This window comes from Streptomyces sp. UF-297 (genome assembly GCF_058245575.1).
In genome coordinates this window covers 381,558-398,452 of record NZ_JBSIBZ010000001.1, presented here as the reverse complement: position 1 = coordinate 398,452, position 16,895 = coordinate 381,558, and the positions used below count along the sequence as shown (strand labels likewise).

At 71.0% G+C, this 16,895-nt stretch carries 11 protein-coding genes; 5 read left to right on the top strand and 6 right to left on the bottom strand.

Annotated features, from left to right (window positions below):
- Nucleotides 1-36: 36 nt before the first annotated feature.
- The 4 genes from AC4IJH_RS01815 to AC4IJH_RS01800 form a co-directional block, all read right to left on the bottom strand.
- Complete coding sequence (locus tag AC4IJH_RS01815; protein WP_490849638.1) at nucleotides 37-1,191, bottom strand: hypothetical protein; 1,155 nt, start codon at nucleotides 1,189-1,191, stop codon at nucleotides 37-39.
- Between the two features lie 346 nt (nucleotides 1,192-1,537).
- Nucleotides 1,538-2,884 (bottom strand): sensor histidine kinase, encoded by a 1,347-nt coding sequence (locus AC4IJH_RS01810; protein WP_490849711.1) that lies wholly within the window; start codon nucleotides 2,882-2,884, stop codon nucleotides 1,538-1,540.
- The gene (locus AC4IJH_RS01805; RefSeq protein ID WP_490849637.1) at nucleotides 2,884-3,582 is read right to left on the bottom strand and encodes a response regulator transcription factor; all 699 of its coding nucleotides are present in this window, start codon (nucleotides 3,580-3,582) and stop codon (nucleotides 2,884-2,886) included. Before AC4IJH_RS01805 ends, AC4IJH_RS01810 begins: the two co-directional genes overlap by 1 nt.
- 45 nt (nucleotides 3,583-3,627) lie before the next feature.
- Nucleotides 3,628-5,172 (bottom strand): alpha/beta fold hydrolase, encoded by a 1,545-nt coding sequence (locus tag AC4IJH_RS01800; protein ID WP_490849636.1) that lies wholly within the window; start codon nucleotides 5,170-5,172, stop codon nucleotides 3,628-3,630.
- A 187-nt stretch (nucleotides 5,173-5,359) separates the two neighbouring features.
- On the opposite strand from AC4IJH_RS01800, the gene AC4IJH_RS01795 reads away from it, so the two are divergent.
- Nucleotides 5,360-5,983: a TetR/AcrR family transcriptional regulator gene (locus AC4IJH_RS01795; RefSeq protein WP_490849635.1), complete on the top strand. Its 624-nt coding sequence runs from the start codon at nucleotides 5,360-5,362 to the stop codon at nucleotides 5,981-5,983.
- A gap of 58 nt (nucleotides 5,984-6,041) precedes the next feature.
- Here the strand turns inward: AC4IJH_RS01795 and AC4IJH_RS01790 are convergent, their stop codons facing one another.
- The gene (locus AC4IJH_RS01790) at nucleotides 6,042-9,305 is read right to left on the bottom strand and encodes a cytochrome P450 (protein ID WP_490849634.1); all 3,264 of its coding nucleotides are present in this window, start codon (nucleotides 9,303-9,305) and stop codon (nucleotides 6,042-6,044) included.
- Nucleotides 9,306-9,660: 355 nt separating this feature from the next.
- Between AC4IJH_RS01790 and AC4IJH_RS01785 the strand changes: the two genes are divergently transcribed.
- From AC4IJH_RS01785 to AC4IJH_RS01770, 4 genes are all read left to right on the top strand, one after another.
- The gene (locus tag AC4IJH_RS01785) at nucleotides 9,661-11,001 is read left to right on the top strand and encodes an RICIN domain-containing protein (RefSeq protein ID WP_490849633.1); all 1,341 of its coding nucleotides are present in this window, start codon (nucleotides 9,661-9,663) and stop codon (nucleotides 10,999-11,001) included.
- Between the two features lie 328 nt (nucleotides 11,002-11,329).
- Nucleotides 11,330-11,566 (top strand): hypothetical protein, encoded by a 237-nt coding sequence (locus AC4IJH_RS01780; RefSeq protein ID WP_490849632.1) that lies wholly within the window; start codon nucleotides 11,330-11,332, stop codon nucleotides 11,564-11,566.
- A 41-nt stretch (nucleotides 11,567-11,607) separates the two neighbouring features.
- Entirely contained in the window at nucleotides 11,608-13,671 is a 2,064-nt protein-coding gene (locus tag AC4IJH_RS01775; RefSeq protein ID WP_490849631.1) for a bifunctional polysaccharide deacetylase/glycosyltransferase family 2 protein, read from the top strand.
- Entirely contained in the window at nucleotides 13,668-15,104 is a 1,437-nt protein-coding gene (locus AC4IJH_RS01770) for an LCP family protein (RefSeq protein WP_490849630.1), read from the top strand. The genes AC4IJH_RS01775 and AC4IJH_RS01770 overlap by 4 nt, the downstream gene beginning before the upstream one ends.
- Nucleotides 15,105-15,128: 24 nt before the next feature.
- Here AC4IJH_RS01770 and AC4IJH_RS01765 read toward each other — a convergent pair whose 3' ends face one another.
- Nucleotides 15,129-16,661 carry an amino acid permease gene (locus AC4IJH_RS01765; RefSeq protein ID WP_490849629.1) on the bottom strand — a complete coding sequence of 511 codons (1,533 nt, stop codon included), beginning with the start codon at nucleotides 16,659-16,661 and terminating at the stop codon, nucleotides 15,129-15,131.
- Nucleotides 16,662-16,895: the final 234 nt, after the last annotated feature.

Below are 16,895 nucleotides of genomic sequence, written 5' to 3'. Positions count from 1 at the left end.
CCGACTCACCCCGTAGGCGCCGCGCCCCGGCGCCCCCTACTTCTTCGAGACCCGGAAGCGGCCGAATGCCTTTGTGAGGGCGTTCAGCGGCGAGTCGTCCGTCTTGGCCTGGCCCGGTACGGGCGGGCGGGGAACGCCGTCGCCGCCGGTCACCTCGGCCAGGGCCGCGTGCGCGGCCTCGGCCGCCTCCTGGTAGAGGTCGCGGGACTTCGTCATGGCCTCGAGTGCTTCGGCGTACTTGGTGACCATGCTCTGGGCGTGGGCCAGCTCTTCGTCCGGGGTGAGCAGGTGCCAGCCGTGGCGCAGCTGGGTCAGGGCCCGCTCGGCCTCGGCGGGCATCGGCTGCGGCAGCGCGGCGAACTCCTTGATTTTGTCGAGGAGTTCGGTTGGTTCCGAGCCGTCCAGGAAGACGTTGCGGACGGTGAAGTGCTCCGCGTCGTAGTCGGGGCCCTGCGGCCAGGCGGGCAGGACGACGGCGCCGCCGCGCGGCATCCGCACGCTCAGTTCCCGCTTCAGCGCGAAGTCGGCGATCTGCGCCTGCTCCGGTGTGCCGCGGTGCTCGACCACCCGGTGGCGCAGGCTCGGCGGCAGGAATGCCGAGATCGGCTGCTGCCCCTTCACGTCCGGCGTCATCGCTTCGTGCACCACGACGTGGATGCACCAGCTCTGCCGGGTGCAGTCCCGCAGCCGGTGGCGCAGTTCGTCGTCGTCCTTCGGCAGGTGGTTCGTCGTCCGCAGGCGCAGGTCCGGCACCGTGTCGTGGTCCCAGGCGACCCGGTCGCTGTCGGGCCAGAACATGAGGGCGGGTGAGGGCCAGTGCTCGTCCCACGCCTGCTCCGCCTCGGCGGCGAGGACCCAGGTGACCCCCTCGCCCTGCTTGCGGCGGGCTTCGGAGTCGTACGTGGTCAGCTGTGCGCGTACCGTGACGTCGTCGGCCACCCGCCAGCGGGCCTCGAAGAGGCGGCGGGCCGACGGGCCCGGGTCGGCGGACTCGTCCCGGGGGTGCAGGACGGTGGAACGGGCCGCCTCGACCGGGTCGAGGTCCAGGAAGTCGTCGAGCACCCCAGCCGCCTTGAGGGCGATCAGGTTGCGCCGGAGGTCCTGCTCGGGCTCGGGCCCGAGATGGCGCCCGCGCCCCAGCCACGCGGTGTCAGGGACGGTGGTCGCGGAGGTGCTGTTCTTCTTGGCCATGGACTCGTTCTGTGGGGGGATCAGGGCCCGACCAGTATGGTCCTTGGGTCTGTCAAAGGAAGCGGTACCCCGTCCGCGGCTTCGACACGCTCGACGGGCGGTACGTCGCGGCCGCGGCAGTACGCCGCGGCCGAAGAGGACGCCGTGCTCCTGCCCGAGGCCGACACCGTGGCTGTGCGGTCCCCCGCGCCCCGGGAGCGGCGAGCGAAATGGCAGCTCCGTTTCCGCCTCGTTGGGGTAGTTCCCTGCCGCCCCGACGCCGGGGCGGCCACACCGGCGCCTGGACCCGGCGCCCCCTTCACAGAGCGGTTTCCAGGTGCCGGGCCCCGGAAGCACGGCTTCCCCCTCAGCGTGCGGAGCGGTTCCGCCGCTGGGCCGTCGGGCCGTCCCGGGTATCGGAGGGGAGAGTGAAGCCGACCTCCGCGCCGCCGTCGGTGGCGTTGCTGGCGAATACGGTGCCGTTGTCGGCCGTGATGATGTCGTGAACGATGGCGAGGCCGAGGCCGGAGCCCGGGGTGGCCTGGGTGCGCGAGCCCCGGTAGAAGCGGTCGAAGACGGCCTCGCGCTCGCCCGGTTCGATGCCGGGGCCCCGGTCGCGTACGGAGAGTCGGGGGCCGGCGATGTGCAGGGTGATCGGCGTACCGTCGGGGCTGAACTTGACCGCGTTGTTCAGAAGGTTGTCGACGCAGCGCTGCACCGCGCGGGGCCGCCCCCGTACGGGAATCGGCTGCTCCGCGGTGACGGAGATCGTGCGCCCGGTCCGGGTGCGGTGGCGGTGCGCGGTGTCCTCGGCGAGCGTCACGAGGTCGACGCGGTCCTGCTCCTCGTCGGTGTAGCGGTCGGTGGCCAGGTCGACGAGTTCGCGTACGAGATCGTCGAGGGCCGCCGTCTCGGTGACCAGGGTGGTGAGGATCTGCTCCTCGTCCTTGGGGTCGAGCCTGCCACGGGCCCGTTGCAGGAGTTCGGCGCTGCCCCGCACCGAGGTCAGCGGGGTGCGCAGCTCGTGGCTCGCGTCCTGGACGAGTTGCTGCTGCTGTGCGCGCGAGCGGCGCAGCGCGGTGAGCATCGCCTCGAAGCTGCGCGTCAGTTGGCCGATCTCGTCGGATCCGGCGGGCGGCAGCGCGGTGGACAGGTCCCGGGTGGTGGTGATGCGTCCGGTGGTGCGGACCAGCTGGCGGACGGGCCGCAGGATCCGTCCGAGGACGAACCAGCTCAGCAGGGCGGACAGGCCGACGGCGGCCGCGGTGGTCCAGGAGATGCGCCACATGAACGCGTCGTCGACGTGCGCCGCGCGCTCGTAGCTCTGGCCGACCATGACCGCTCCGCCACCGGGCAGCGGCCGGGTCAGGGTGCCGTACTCGGTTCCGGAGACGACGATGTCCGCGCGGCTCTCCCCCTTTCCTGTCCGTGCCACCCGCAGGGCCGCCGCCGAGACCGGCAGCTCGCGGCCGCCCGGTGTCAGCCGGCGCACGGCTCCGTGCTCGGACACGACCTGTTCGGTCATGTCCTTGCGGGGCGGCGGGGTCAGGTCGGCGGCGAGCAGGGTGATGACCGTGTCCGTACGGTCGTCGAGCCCGCGCTCCAGTTCGTCGCCGACCAGGGCGCCGACACCGCGGTAGGACATGACGGCCGCCAGGGCCATGGCGAGCGCGGCGGCCGCGACGACGACGGCCGTGATCTTGGTACGGAGCATCACGCGGCCCGGACGGTGTAGCCGACGCTGCGCACGGTGTGGATGAGGCGACTCTCGCCGCCCTGTTCGGTCTTCTGGCGGAGATAGCCGATGTAGACGTCCAGGGAGCGGGAGGTGGTGTCGAAGTCGAAGCCCCAGATGCGCTCGTACATCTGGGACCGGGTCAGGACTGTGCCCGGGTGGCACAGGAGTAGTTCCAGGACGTCGAACTCGGTCTTGGTCAGGTCCAGTTCACGCGCGCCGCGGAACGCCTGCCGCGACCCGGGGTCCAGGGTGAGGTCCGCGACGGCCAGGACGGCGCTGTCCTCGGCCGGTTCGGTGCGCCGCAGCAGCGCGCGTATGCGGGCGAAGAGCTCCTCGGTGGCGAACGGCTTGGCCAGGTAGTCGTCGGCGCCCGCGTCCAGGCCCGCGACCCGGTCGCCGACCTCGTGGCGGGCCGTCAGGACCAGGATGGGCATCCGGTCGCCGCGCCTGCGCAGCATCCGGCACAGGCCCAGGCCGTCGAGGCCCGGCATGACCACGTCCACCACCGCCAGGTCGGGCCGCTCCTGCTCCAGGAGGCCGAGGGCCTCCAGGCCGTCGGCGGCCGTGAGCACCCGATATCCCTCGAAGCGCAGCAACTGGTCCAGGGTGCTGCGCACGCCCGGATCGTCCTCGACGACCAGCACCGTCCTGCGGTGTCCCGTTTCCTCTGTCATGTGATCATCTTCGTCGGTGGTGGACGCGGTCAGGGCACCGGCCTGTCAGTTGTGTACGGGGGCGTGCACGGGGGCCACGGTGATCGGCGGGAGGGTGCGCAGGCAGGACGTGTCGCCCGGGTTGCCGGTGCGGATGAAGTGCGAGGAGACCCCGGTGACGCAGCGGCTCAGCTCCAGCTCGGGCACGTGACCCATGTTGCGCACCGAGATGAACCGGCTGTCGCGGAACTGGCGGGCCGCCTTCTTCCCGCTCGCGTCGGGCGTGTTGGAGTCGAGGTCGCCGGAGAGGACGAGGACCGGAACGTGGGGCAGCCTGAGCTTGGTGGGCTGCGGGCCGGGGGTGTTCTCGCGCGGCCAGCCGATGCACACGTCGCCCGCGTCCGTGGTCCCCTCGGTGAAGCCCTTGGCGCTGAACGCTCCGTGCTCTCCGGGTCGTACGGCCGCGAGCGCGGCGTTGTGCTGGCGCCAGCGCACGGACAGCGGCGCGTTCTTCGACCAGGACTTGCGGTAGTCGTTGCAGACGACCGCGATGTACGGCGCCTGGTCCAGCGTGCTGCCCGACGCTCCCTCCTGCTGGACCAGCTTGCGCAGCGGCGCGTCGTCGCCCGCGACGAACCGGTTCAGGGCGTGGGGCAGTTGGCCGAGCAGCGAGGGCTCGGTGGGCGCCAGCCCGACCTCGCTGCTGGCCGCTTCGAAGAGCAGGTTGGCGAGCTTGTCCTCGCTGAACCGCTTCCGGTGGACGCCGTGGTCGGTGGTGATCGGCACGGTGAGGGGCTTGGCCCGCAGGCGGGCGGCCGTGGTGGCCAGGTCCTTCACGGCCTGCTCACCGTCGCACGCGGCCCGTGCGCTGCGTTCGCACACGCGGCGCAGGGTCAGCGAGACCGCCTGGGCGCTGGGCCGGGCCATCGGGTCGAGTGCGAGGGGGAAGGCCCCGGACAGGACGATGTTGCGTACGCGCTGGGGGTGGCGGGAGGCGTAGACCGGCATCAGGTACGTGCCGTAGGACAGTCCGTACAGGCTCAGCTGGTCCACCTTGAGGCGGGCGCGGACGGCATCGATGTCGTCGGCGGTGGCCGCCGAGGTGAAGCCCGCGGCCTTGGGGCCGAGGTTCTTGCCGCATTTCTCGACCGCGGCCCGCTGTTGGGCGCGGGTGCCGAACCGGTACTCGGCGTCGGTGACGCCGCATGGGACGCGCTCGGACTTTCCGGTGCCGCGCGGGTCGACGAGCAGCACGTCGTGGTCCTTCAGCAGCCCCTCAACGGCCCAGGCGACCGCCTCGGTCTTGTCGATCAGGGTTTCGCCCGGGCCGCCCGGGTTGAGGGCGACGGTTCCCTTGGCGGGGCCGGGCGCGCGGTGCCGTACGACCGCGTAACTCACCTTGATCTTGCCGAGCTCCGGCTTTCCCGCGACCAGCGGGCGGTCGATCGAGCCGCAGTCGATCCGGTGCCCTGCCACCGGCCCGGGGCACCACGGAGGGGCCGCCGGGCCGCCGGTGGGCGCGGCCGCCGCCACCGTCGGCATCGCGGTCGCCAGCAAGGCCATCGCGCTCACGGCCAGCCCTGCGCGCCGTGCCGTGGTCCTGTACGTCATGCCCACTCCTTCGTCGTCTCTGCGGTGCGGGTACGACATTGCCGGGCAGGTTTCACAGCCTCGGCAGAGCAACGGCAAAGGCAGGTAAGAATCGCCATGCGCGCGATCGCGCGCCGAGGGGCACCATGGTCGGCCGCACTGCCGGTCACTCGACTTGCTCAGGTGACTAAGTCGGTATCATGCACCCATGGCTCATGTGACCGCGGCGGAGCGCCGCCCCCAGCTGATCAAAGCGGCCATCGCCCTCATGACCAGGGAGGGCGTCGCCGCCGGAAGCACCCGTGCCATCGCCGCGGAGCTCGGCGTCGCCCAGGCGACGGTGCACTACACCTTCGGTACGAAGGAGGATCTGTACCGGGCCGTCATGGAACAGCTCACCGACGACCTGGTCACGCACGTCAAGGAATCGGCGCCCGCGGACGCCGGTTTCGAGGAGACCCTCGCCGCGATGACCGCCGCCCTGTGGCGTACGGTGCGCGAGCAGCCGGCCACCCACCAGCTGCTGACCGAGCTGAACCTGCTCGCGCTGCGGACGCCGAAGCTGCGCGAGGTCCTGGACAGCCATTACCGCGAGGTGGTGGATGTGACGACGCGGCTGGTGAGCGAGGCCGCCGAGCGGGCCGGATACCAGCTCGCCGTACCCGCCCCGGCCGTCGCACGGTTCTTCCTCGCCGGGTTCGACGGGCTCTCCCTCCAGCATCTGACGCTGCCCGACGAGGAGACCGAACTGCAGGGCCTGCAGGCCCTGGTGTCCAGCGTCGCGGCCCTGGCGGGCGGCACGCTGACGCCCGTACCGCTGCCGGCGATCTGACGTCGCGGCATGCGCAGGCCCCCGCACCTGGTGCCAGGTGCGGGGGCCTGCGCACGGCTCAGCCCGCCCAGACGTCCTCGACGTAGGTGCCGGACTCGACGAGGGCGGCCAGCCAGGCGGCGGCTTCCTCGTCACTCGCGCCGGTGTGCTCGCGGTAGACGGCCATGAAGGCCTCCCGTACCGCCGGGGCCATGCGCCGTCCGTCGCCGCAGACGCGGACCCGGCCACCGGACTCCAGTACGTCCCAGATCTCCTCGCTCTCCCGGGCGATGCGGTCCTGGACGTACCGTGCGCCGCCCTCGGGGGCCCGGGCGAAGGTGGGGCGCATGCTGACGGCGCCGGCCTCCTCGGCCCTCTCGAACTCCTCGCGGTGCAGATAGTCGACGTCCGGGTGGTCGCAGCCGAAGTAGCACAGCAGCGTGCTCGTGGACCCGGTGTGCAAGCGGTCCAGGACGGTCCCGCGGAAGGGTGCCAGTCCGGTTCCCGCGCTGACCAGGACGGCCGGGGTCGCGTCGTCCTCGGGCAGGCGGAAGGACTCGCCGCACGGGAGGACCCTGGCCTGGACGCTGTCTCCGGCCCGGAGGGTCTGGACGTAGTGCGAGGCGATGCCGTGGAAGGTGCCCTCTCCGGTGCGGTGGGGCGCGGCGAGCAGTGACACCATCAGCTCCACCTCGTCGGGGGCCGCCTGCGCGGAGGACGAGATGGAGTAGTGGCGCGGGCGCAGGACCGGCAGCATCTCCAGGAAGCGCTCGAACGGCAGCTCGCAGGCGCGGTAGCGCTCCAGCAGGTCCAGGACGCTCAGCCCGGCGGCGGTGACCTGCTCGCGGAAGGTCTCGGGGTCCGCGGCGGCGAGTGCGGTCAGGGGCTTCTTCTCGGGCGGGCAGGCGGTGTGTTCGGCGAGGAGGGCCACGTTCTCCGGGGTCGCCGGGTGCTGGAGCTCCACGAAGTCGGTGAGCAGGCGGCGCAGGGTCAGCGGCCGGTCGACGGGGAGGGCGCCGCGGCTGCGGCGGCGGGCGCGCAGGCGGACGGTGCGGTCCAGGTCCAGGCCGAACCGGTCGGCGGCCCGCCGGACGAGGGCTTCGGGGTTGCGCGGCAGGACGGCCAGGTGGTCGCCGGTGCGGTAGGTGACGCCGTCGGGCAGCCGCAGCTTGAGGTAGCGCTTGGAGCGGCCCAACGGATGCTCCGTGTCGACGAGTTCGTACGCGTCGATGACCTCCATGGGCTGGACGCCGTGCCGGGCGGCGAGTTCGCCGGTGACGGAGTCGGTGGCGTCGGCGAGTTCGTACAGGCCCTGACCCTCCTGCGGCTCGGGATGGGCGGCGGTCTCGGCCGCGCCGGCCGCGTCGCCGTACCGGTCCAGCAGGGCCGTCCACAGCTCGGCGCTCCAGCGGTCGACGGTCCCGGCGAAGTCCCCGGAGGCGTCCGCGGCCCCGCGATCGAGGAGCGGGGTGGCACCGGCCGCGCGCAGCCGTTCGTCGATGAGGGTCGGTACGTGCTGGTAGGTGGCGGCCCAGTTGCGGTCGCCGACACCGAGGACGGCGTACGGGAGTCCGTCGAGCGAGCCGGGCTGAAGGCCTTCCAGCCAGGTGACGAAGCGGGCGGCGTCGTCGGTGGGGCGGCCGTTGTAGGAGGCGGCCACGATCACCACGGGGCCGTCCGCGTCGCCGAGCGCACCGGCTCGTTCGTCGAGGGAGGCGACCTGGGCGGTGAAGCCGTGCGTGGCGCCGTCGTCCGCCAGGTCCTGGGCGATGCCCGCGCAGGTGCCCAGGTTGGAGCCGTGCAGCACGGTCAGTGCGGTCGCGGCGGCGCGGCGGGCGGCGGGCGTCTCCCGGCCGACGGGCGCGGGGGCGCTGCTCGCGGCGGCGGGCAGGCGGCGTTCGCCGGAGGTGCGCCGGGCGAGCTTCAGGGTGAGCCCGTCGGGCTTGATGGTGAGCGACTGCTGGATCTTCAGCTGGTAGTCGGCGTGGTCGATCAGCCGGTAGCGGTGGACCAGCAGGCCGAGGAGCAAGGTGGCCTCGTGCAGGGCGAACTGCCGCCCTATGCAGGCGCGTTCACCGCTGCCGAAGGGCTTGAAGAGGTGGGCGGGGCGGGCCGCCTCCCGCTCGGGCGTGAACCGGTCGGGGTCGAACAGCTCGACGTTCTCACCCCAGGCGGGGTCGCGGTGCAGGGCCGGGGTGAGCACCATCAGCGTCTCGCCCCGGCGCACCGGATAGGTGCCGCCGATGACGGTGTCCTCGATCGGCTCCACGGCGAAGGCGGGCGCGGTCGGCCACAGCCGCAGGCTCTCGTTGAGCACCTGACGGATGTAGGCGAGCTTGCCGATGTCCCCGTACTCGGGCGCGGGTGCGTCCGTGTCGCCCCACAGCGCGTCGACCTCGGCCTGGGCGCGGGCCAGCACTTCGGGGTGCTTGGTCAGGTAGTACAGGGCGAACGAGAGGGCGCCGCTGGTGGTCTCGTGCCCGGCGATGAGGAACGTGATCACCTGGTTGCGGATGTTCACGTCGTCCAGCGGCTCGCCCGTCGCGGCGGTGGGGGTCCCCCCGCTCGAACGAAGTTGAGAGTGGGGGCGGGTGTGCAGCATCCGGCCCAGCAGGTCGTCGGTTCTGGTGTCCCCGGACGCTCTGCGCTGCCTGATCACCTCGTCGACCAGGTCCGTCATGAGCTTGCCGTCCGTACGGAACTGTTCGGCCTGCTTCCACTTGAACAGTTCCGTGCCCGGGATCGACTCGCCCTTGGCCTGGGTGAAGGCCAGCGCCCGGCCCATCGCTGCGACGAAGGGGTGCGGCTCCTCGCGCCGGAACGACGCGAAGTCGTAGCCGAACCCGCACAGCCCGATCGTGTCGAAGGTCAGCCGGGTCATGTCCTCGGGTACGTCCACCGGGCTGCCGTCGGCGGCCCGGTCCCACTTGGCGATCAGCGACCGGGCGATCGTGAGCATGGTGTCGTGGTAGCCGCGCATGGCGCCCAGCGAGAACGCCGGCATCAGGATGTCGTGCGCCTTGCGCCAGTTGGCCTCGTGGTGGAAGGCGGTGAAGAGGCCGTCCCCGGCGATCTGCCGGATCTCGACCAGATCCGGGTGCACGTTCTTGCGGAACCGGGCCTCATCAGCCAGCTCCGCCACCAGGTCCAGACCACCCACGACCACGGACTCGGTGCCGAAGACGCGGACCCGGAACACCGGGCCCAGCTCCTTGACCTCCTTCATCAGGTGGACGAGCCCGTCGGCGCCCTTCGGGATGTCCAGCGCGTGACCGATCAAGGGGAGCGCCGGACGCTCGGGGATCGCCGTGAGCGTGGTCGTGGTCGTGGACGCGTGAGTCATGAGCCCGCCTTTCGTGCCGCACCAGCAGTCGCTTGGCCTCCACGTTAGCGCCCGACATTGTCGAGTGACAATGTCGGGCGATTGTGTCGAGCGACACGGGAGCCCGGGGCAACCAGAGGGGCACAGGGCTCGTCAGGCCCACCGTCGTCCACCGCTGACCGCCACAAGGCGTCGGCACCCCCTCGGCATCGCCCCTGAGGCGGGTGTTCGCCGCTGAGCACACCGTGGCTGGATCGGCACTCTCGAAGCGCCGGCCCTCCAGGGACCACGCCGGCTTCTGTCAACGAGCAGTGCGACAGCGGCACTTCATCCGGGAGGAAACATGAGTGGGTTACCTGAAGGCACGTATCGGCTCATGAGCGACTACGGCGCTTTCTATGTGGCCGTACGCGGGCACGGCACGCAAGCCGGCGCCCGGATCGAGCTGCAGAGGAGGGAGCCGCCGCAGCTGCGGCAGAGCCAGATGTGGGTCGTCGACCGGTGCTCCGCCGACGAGACGCTCAAGTCGCTGCCCGACGCCAAGGACTCGTACGTGCTGCGCAACGAGCGCAGCGGGCTCTGTCTGCACGCCGCGGACCACAGTAAGGACGCGGCCCACCCCGTGGACCAGTGGGATCCAAAGAACGACTCCGAAGAGGACAAGCCGAGTTCGGCCTGGCGGATCGAGAAGATCCCCGACACCGAGTCGACCTACGCCGTCATCAACGCCAGGAGCGGGCACCGGCTCACCGTCGAGGCGTTCAGCGGCAAGGTGGGCGCCGCACTCCAGCAGCTGGAAAAGCGCGACGACCGCGGAAACTCCTTCCAGAAGTGGGAGTTCGACGCCGCGTCCCTCAAGAACCCGCCTCGCTGCGGCGGCACCGGCGCGTCGTACCGCGGCACCTACGAGGGGACGCTCTCGCGCAAGTTGCAGGGCGGGCTCACCGGTATCGAGGCAGCGGACCGCATCCTGACCGTGTCGTACCACCTCAAGGTGCGCTTCTACGACGACGATTACGGGCGCCACAAGGTCCACGTCACCTTCACCCGCCCGCAGGGCACACATGTGGTGATCCACCCCAGGACGGGGCCCGTCCAGCCCGAATCGGCCACCGACGAGAGCGAGTACGTCCTGGACCTCACGCGTGATCCGGCGGCGGTGCAGTTCAACGCGCGGGCCGGGCAGTCGGCCACCATCGGACAGTGGTACATGAACCCGGCCGACCTCGACGTCACCTCCAACGCGTCCGTCAGGAAATGGAAAGAGTCCCTGCTCAGCGGGTTCACCATCAGCAACCTGTTCGGTTTCCGCCTGGAGGCGGTGGAGCCCGTGGAACTCGGCAGCACCGTGCCGAAGCGGCTGTACGAGTCCAAGGAGGAGAAGGTCACCGGGGCGGGGACGGTGCAGCAGACCACCGACCTCACGCGGCTCCCCGACTGGACGGCGCCCTCGGCCACTGCGGTCAGGGGGAGACTGCCGGCGCAGCCGGCCGGGCTCCCGGCGCAATTCCTTGCCTGGCCATTCAGGCCCTACCCGGGCGCGTGGAATTCGCAGAGCTTCCCATGTTTCTCGAATGTTTCACGCAAGGGGCCGTCTGATATACGCAGAGAAATGCCCCGGCCGTCAATGCGGGCCGGGGCATTTCTCTGTTCACCGACGCCCGGCGGGTTCCCGTATCGAGTTCGTACGGGCACCGGGCCTGGCACCCGTACATAACGTGTACGCCAGGATTTTTCCGGACAGCCCGGCCACCGGTGGTCGCCCTCGCGTCCGTCTCGGCGCAACACCCCGTCCGCCGACTGGACCACTCGCCGTCACGAGGGGGCTGAGCTGGACATACGGGGCCATCGAGCCCGTACCGGGTGCTGCGTCGTGTGACCCATACCTCGAACGAAAAGGAGCGGTTCACACGCGTAGACGAGGCTGGTTAAACTCCCCCTTCATGCGAACTACCCCCCACAGTAGTAAGGCGCATGTGCAGCACAATCGTCCAATATTCATGGAGAGTTCGGGTCGGCGCAGGAAGCTGTTGCGCTTTGTCGCAATGGCTCTGGCATGCGCGTGCATCGGTTATCTGGTGCTCGTCGCCGTACTCGTGGACGGACTGCGACAGCCCACCGAAATGCAGCCGCCGAGTACGAACGGACCGCTGCCCACCAGCCCCGCCCGCTATGCGTCCCAGGACCCCGCGGGAACCGCCCCCCACCACCGCGCCACCCTGCACCACCGGCCCCCGCCGTCCGCCCCTGCCCAGGCCCCGTCCGAACGCGATGGCAGGTGAGCCCCCGGCACGCGCTGCGCCGGCCTCCCCGTGGACACTGGATGCTCCTGTTGCTCATCCTTCCCGCGATCACCGCCGCGCTGCTCTTCGAGGGCTGGACCACCCACGAGGTCGACGCGGCACGGACCAAGCGCGCCTGCACCAAGCCCATCCCCAAGGCCGCGGACACCGGCGCCCCGGTGCTGCGCCTGGCCTCCGGCACGATCGAGACGGCGGCCATGCCGGCCCGTACCGCGGCGCTCACCTTCGACGGGGGCCCCGATCCCGTATGGACACCGCGCCTGCTCGATCTGCTGCGCCGGCGCCACGCCCACGCCACCTTCTTCGTCTACGGCTCCCAGGCCGCACGGCACCCCTCGCTGATGCGGCGGATCCGCGCCGAGGGCCATGAGATCGGCTCGTACACCTACACCGGTGGCGACCTGGGCACGGCGTCCCCCATCCGCTCGCGGATGGAACTCTCGCTCACGCAGACGGCGTTGGCGGGCACCGCGGGCGTCAACACCAGGCTGCTGCGGCTGCCGCACACCACCGCCGCCGACACGCTCTGCGGCCCCGACTGGAGCGCGGCGCAGAACGCGGCCGCCCAGGGCTATCTCATCGTCGCGGCCGACCACAAGAGCCGCAGGGCCGCACAAGGCGTGGTGCGCCAGTACAGCCACACCGACCTCGGGTACCGCGAGGCGCGGGCGCTGCTCGACGACCGGAGCGTGCACAGGTTCACCACCGTCACGGCCGGTCTCGGGCGCCCCTCCCTGACCACCCAGGTCCCCCTGTTCCAGCGGCTTCAGGGCCAGGGGCTGATCTGGGCCCAGGCCCTCGGCCACGCCTTCACCCGCATGATGGCCTGGGCGCTGGGCATCGCGGGCGGGCTGGGCGTGCTGCGGCTGGTGCTGCTCGCCGTCTTCGCCCGCACCCACGCGCGGCGGATGCACACCCTCAGACCCGGCGCGCCCCGGCTGCGGGAGGTGACCGAGCCGGTGACGGTGCTGGTGCCCGCGTACAACGAGGAGGCGGGCATCGCCTCCACCGTGCGCTCGCTGCTGGCCTCCACGCATCCGTACCTCCAGATCGTGGTCATCGACGACGGGTCGACGGACGGCACGGCGGACATCGCGGAGGCCATCACCGACCCGCGTGTGACGGTGGTGCGCCAGCCCAACGGCGGCAAGCCCAGCGCCCTCAACACCGGCCTGGCGTACGCCCATTACGACATCGTGGTCATGGTCGACGCGGACACCGTCTTCGAGCCGGACGCCCTGTACCGGCTCATCCAGCCGCTCGCCCACCCGGCGGTCGGTGCCGTCAGCGGCAACACCAAGGTCGGCAACCGGCGCAGCCTGCTGGGCAGATGGCAGCACCTGGAGTACGTCCTCGGCTTCAACCTGGACCGGCGGATGTTCGAGGTCCTGGAGTGCATGCCGACGGTCCCCGGCGCCATCGGCGCGTTCCGCCGGGACGCGCTCATGGGGATCGGCGGCGTCAGCGACGAGACCCTGGCCGAGGACACCGACCTGACGATGTCCCTGTGGCGTGCGGGCTGGCGGGTGGTCTACGAGGAGTCGGCGATCGCCTGGACCGAAGTGCCCAGCTCGCTGGGCCAGTTGTGGCGGCAGCGCTACCGCTGGTGCTACGGCACGCTGCAGTCGATGTGGAAGCACCGGCGCGCCGTGCTGGAACTGGGTCCGGCCGGGCGGTTCGGCCGCCGCGGGCTGGCCTATCTCGCCCTGTTCCAGGTCGCCCTGCCGCTGTTCGCGCCGGTGGTCGATGTCTTCGCCCTCTACGGGGTGTGCTTTCGCCAGCCCACGGAGGCGATCGTGGTCTGGCTCGGCTTCCTCGCCGTCCAGCTGATCACCGCGGGGTACGCGCTGCGGCTGGACAACGAACGGCTGGGCCCGCTGTGGACCTTGCCGCTCCAGCTCTTCGTCTACCGGCAGCTGCTGTACCTGGTGGTCATCCAGTCCGTGACCACCGCGCTGCTCGGCACCCGCCTGAAGTGGCATCGCATGGACCGCTACGGAACGGCCGACGCGCACCAGTTGGAGGAGCCGTCCCCGTCGTACCGCAATCTGTCGTCGAAGCAACCGAGGGGAGTCGGCTCATGAGGGAACCGCTGGACGGCTGGGGCGAGGCCGACGCACGCCATGCCGGTGCGTATGACGCCTCCTCGTACGACGCCGCTGCATGCGGCACCGGCTCGTACGGCACCGCTCCGTACGACGCTTTCGTGGTGGGCCAGCCAGGCTCGCCGGAGCACGTCCGGGAGTACGTGCCGGGGCACACGGGGCAGCACGTACCGCAGTACGTCCCCGGGCGCATCCCGGAGCCGGTCGCGGAGCCCGCTGCGGAACACACCGCAGAACACCTTCCGCAGCACGCCCCGCAGCACGTCACAGGCCCGCTGTGGCCCCAGAACACCCGCCGGCCCCCCGAACCGGCTCCCTGGGAGACGGAATCCTGGGAAGCAGGTCCTTGGGAAACGGCTCCCGCCCCGGCACCGCCCGGGGCGGCGGGCCCGCCCCGCTCCCCCAGGCGGGGCCACGCCCGCCGCCCCAAACGGCGCCGGCGTCTGCGGCGGACGGCGATCGCCGTGGTCCTCGTGGCGCTGGGCGGCTCGGCGGGCACGTACGCCTGGGCCGACACCAAGCTCGACCGCCAGGTCGACCTGGACGCGTTCGGGAGCCGGCACCCGGAGGGCGAAGGCACCAACTACCTCATCGTCGGCTCCGACAGCCGCGACGGCCTCTCCGATCAGGACCGGAAGAATCTGCACGCCGGCGGGGGCGGCGGCCGCCGCACCGACTCAATGATCCTGCTGCACACCGGGGCCAACGGCACCACGATGGTCAGCCTGCCGCGCGACTCGTGGCTGACGCTCCCCGCCATCACCCGTCCCTCGACCGGCAAGCGCTCGGCCGCGGAGAAGAACAAGCTCAACGCGGCCTTCGCGCTGGGCGGTCCTCAACTGCTCACCCGCACCATCGAGCACAACACCGGCCTGAAGATCGACCACTACGCGGAGATCGGCTTTGCGGGCTTCGTGAATATCGTCAACGCCGTCGGCGGCGTGCGCATGTGCCTCGAGAAGGACATCAAGGACGAGAAGTCGGGCACCGACCTGAAGAAGGGCTGCCAGACTCTCGACGGCGCCGCGTCACTCGCGTTCGTCCGCCAGCGCCACCAGGAGGCCCAGGGCGACCTGGGCCGTACCCGCAATCAGCAGAAATTCCTCTCCTCGCTCGCCCACCGGGCCGCGGCACCGGACACCGCCCTCAACCCGTTCAAGCTCTACCCGGCCCTCGACGCCGGGCTGGACACCCTCATCGTCGACCGGGACATGAGCCTGCAGGACCTCGTATCCATGTTCCGGGCGGTGCAGAGCGTAACGGGCGGCCGCGGAAACCAGATCAATGTCCCCGTGGCCGATCTTGGCTATTCCACCCCGAAAGGCAGTGCCGTCCTCTGGGACGAGCCCCAGGCCCGAAAGCTCTTCACCGCCCTCAATCACGACCGCCCGGTCGATGCCCCGGGGAAGTGACCTGTCGAAGGCGAGCGGCGGCCGTCAGACGGTCTCCTGCTCGCAGCGGTCCCTGTCGGGGGCGCTGCTGCGGGTGGGCGTGGCGTAGGAACGGCGGCCGGCCGCTCGCCACCACAGGGTGGCCAGTCCGAGCACGAACAGCAGGGCCATCGGGGCGTAGTTGAAGGTCTGGAGGGAGATCGGGTGGCGCTGGGGCAGGCAGAACAAGATCGTGACGAAGGCGACCCACACCACCGCGACCCAGCCGACCGGTACGCCCCACCGGCCCAGGTTCCATGGGCCGGGCCGGAAGGTACGGCGGTTGCGCAGCCGCAGATAGACGGGGATCGCGTAGGCGGGGGTGATGCCGATGACGTTGATCGAGGTCACCGCGGCGTACGCGGCCGATGAGTACAGGGAGGGCAGGGCCAGCACGCAGGCGACGGCGACCGAGAGCCAGACCGCGCGGCTGGGCGTACGGGTCCGTGCCGACACCTGCCGCCACCACGCCGAGCCCGGCAGCGCGCCGTCCCGCGAGAAGGCGAACACCATCCGGCTGCACGCGGCCACCTCGGCGTTCCCGCAGAACAGCTGCGCCCCGATGACCACCAGGAGCAGGGCCTTGGCACCGGCCAGGCCGAGCGCGTCGAGGAAGATCTGGGCCGGTGGCGCGCCCAGCGCGCTGTTCTGGGCGGCGGCGTAGTCCTGAATGGCGAAGGTCAGCCCCACCAGCAGCGCGAATCCGGCCACCCAGGACCAGCCGATCGCCCGGACGATCCCCCGGGAGGCGTTCATCTGAGCGCCGGTGGTCTCCTCCGACAGGTGGGCCGAGGCGTCGTAGCCGGAGAAGGTGTACTGGGCCAGCAGCAGGCCGATCAGCACGACGTAGACCGAGCTGCTCCAGCCGGTGCCGTTGACGAACTCGCCGAAGACGAAGGACGGCGACTGGTGATGCGACGGCACGATCCACAGCACGCCGACGATCAGGGCCACGCCCGCGAGGTGCCACCAGACGCTGACGGAGTTGAGGATGCTCACCAGGCGGACGCCGAGCAGGTTCAGCCCCGCGTGCAGGGCGAGAATGCACAGGTAGATCAGCAGGGTCGAGCCCGGAGTGGGCTCGAAGCCCCACTGGAGCTTGGCGAACGCGCCGACGAACAGGGCGCACCCGTAGTCGATGCTGGCGATCGCCCCGAGCAGGCCCAGCAGGTTCAGCCAGCCGGTGTACCAGCCCCATTTCCTTCCGCCGAGTTTGTCGGCCATGTAGTACAGCGCACCGGAGGTCGGGTAGGCGCTGGTGACCTCGGCCAGCCCGGCGCCGACGAACATCACCATGGCGCCGACCGCGACCCAGCCCCACAGCATCACGGCCGGGCCGCCGGTGGTCAGCCCGAAGCCGTACAGCGTCATGCACCCGGAGAGCACGCTGATCACGCTGAAGCTGATGGCGAAGTTGCCGAACGGGCCCATCCGCCGGGTCAGCACCGGCTCGTAGCCGAGTTCGCGAAGAAACTCCTGGTCCGATGTGAGGCTGCGGGGCGGCCTGGCGGCCGGGTCGGGCCGTTGTGCACGGGACACGAAGGAGCCTCCGAAGATCGGCACGTCGGTGTAGGGGTGAAACCGGAGGAGCAGTGGTCCGGTACATGACATCGCAGGAAGTCCGTTTCCCGCCAGGCCGGTTGAAGTATTCGCGTCACCACCTGGGGGCATCGGGCCGGGAATGGCCACCTTCCGTTCACCGAGCACCGGGCAGTGCCTGCTTTGCTGCTCCCATGCGACCCCGCCCCCGCCGATCCATCCGGTCCGTCCGCT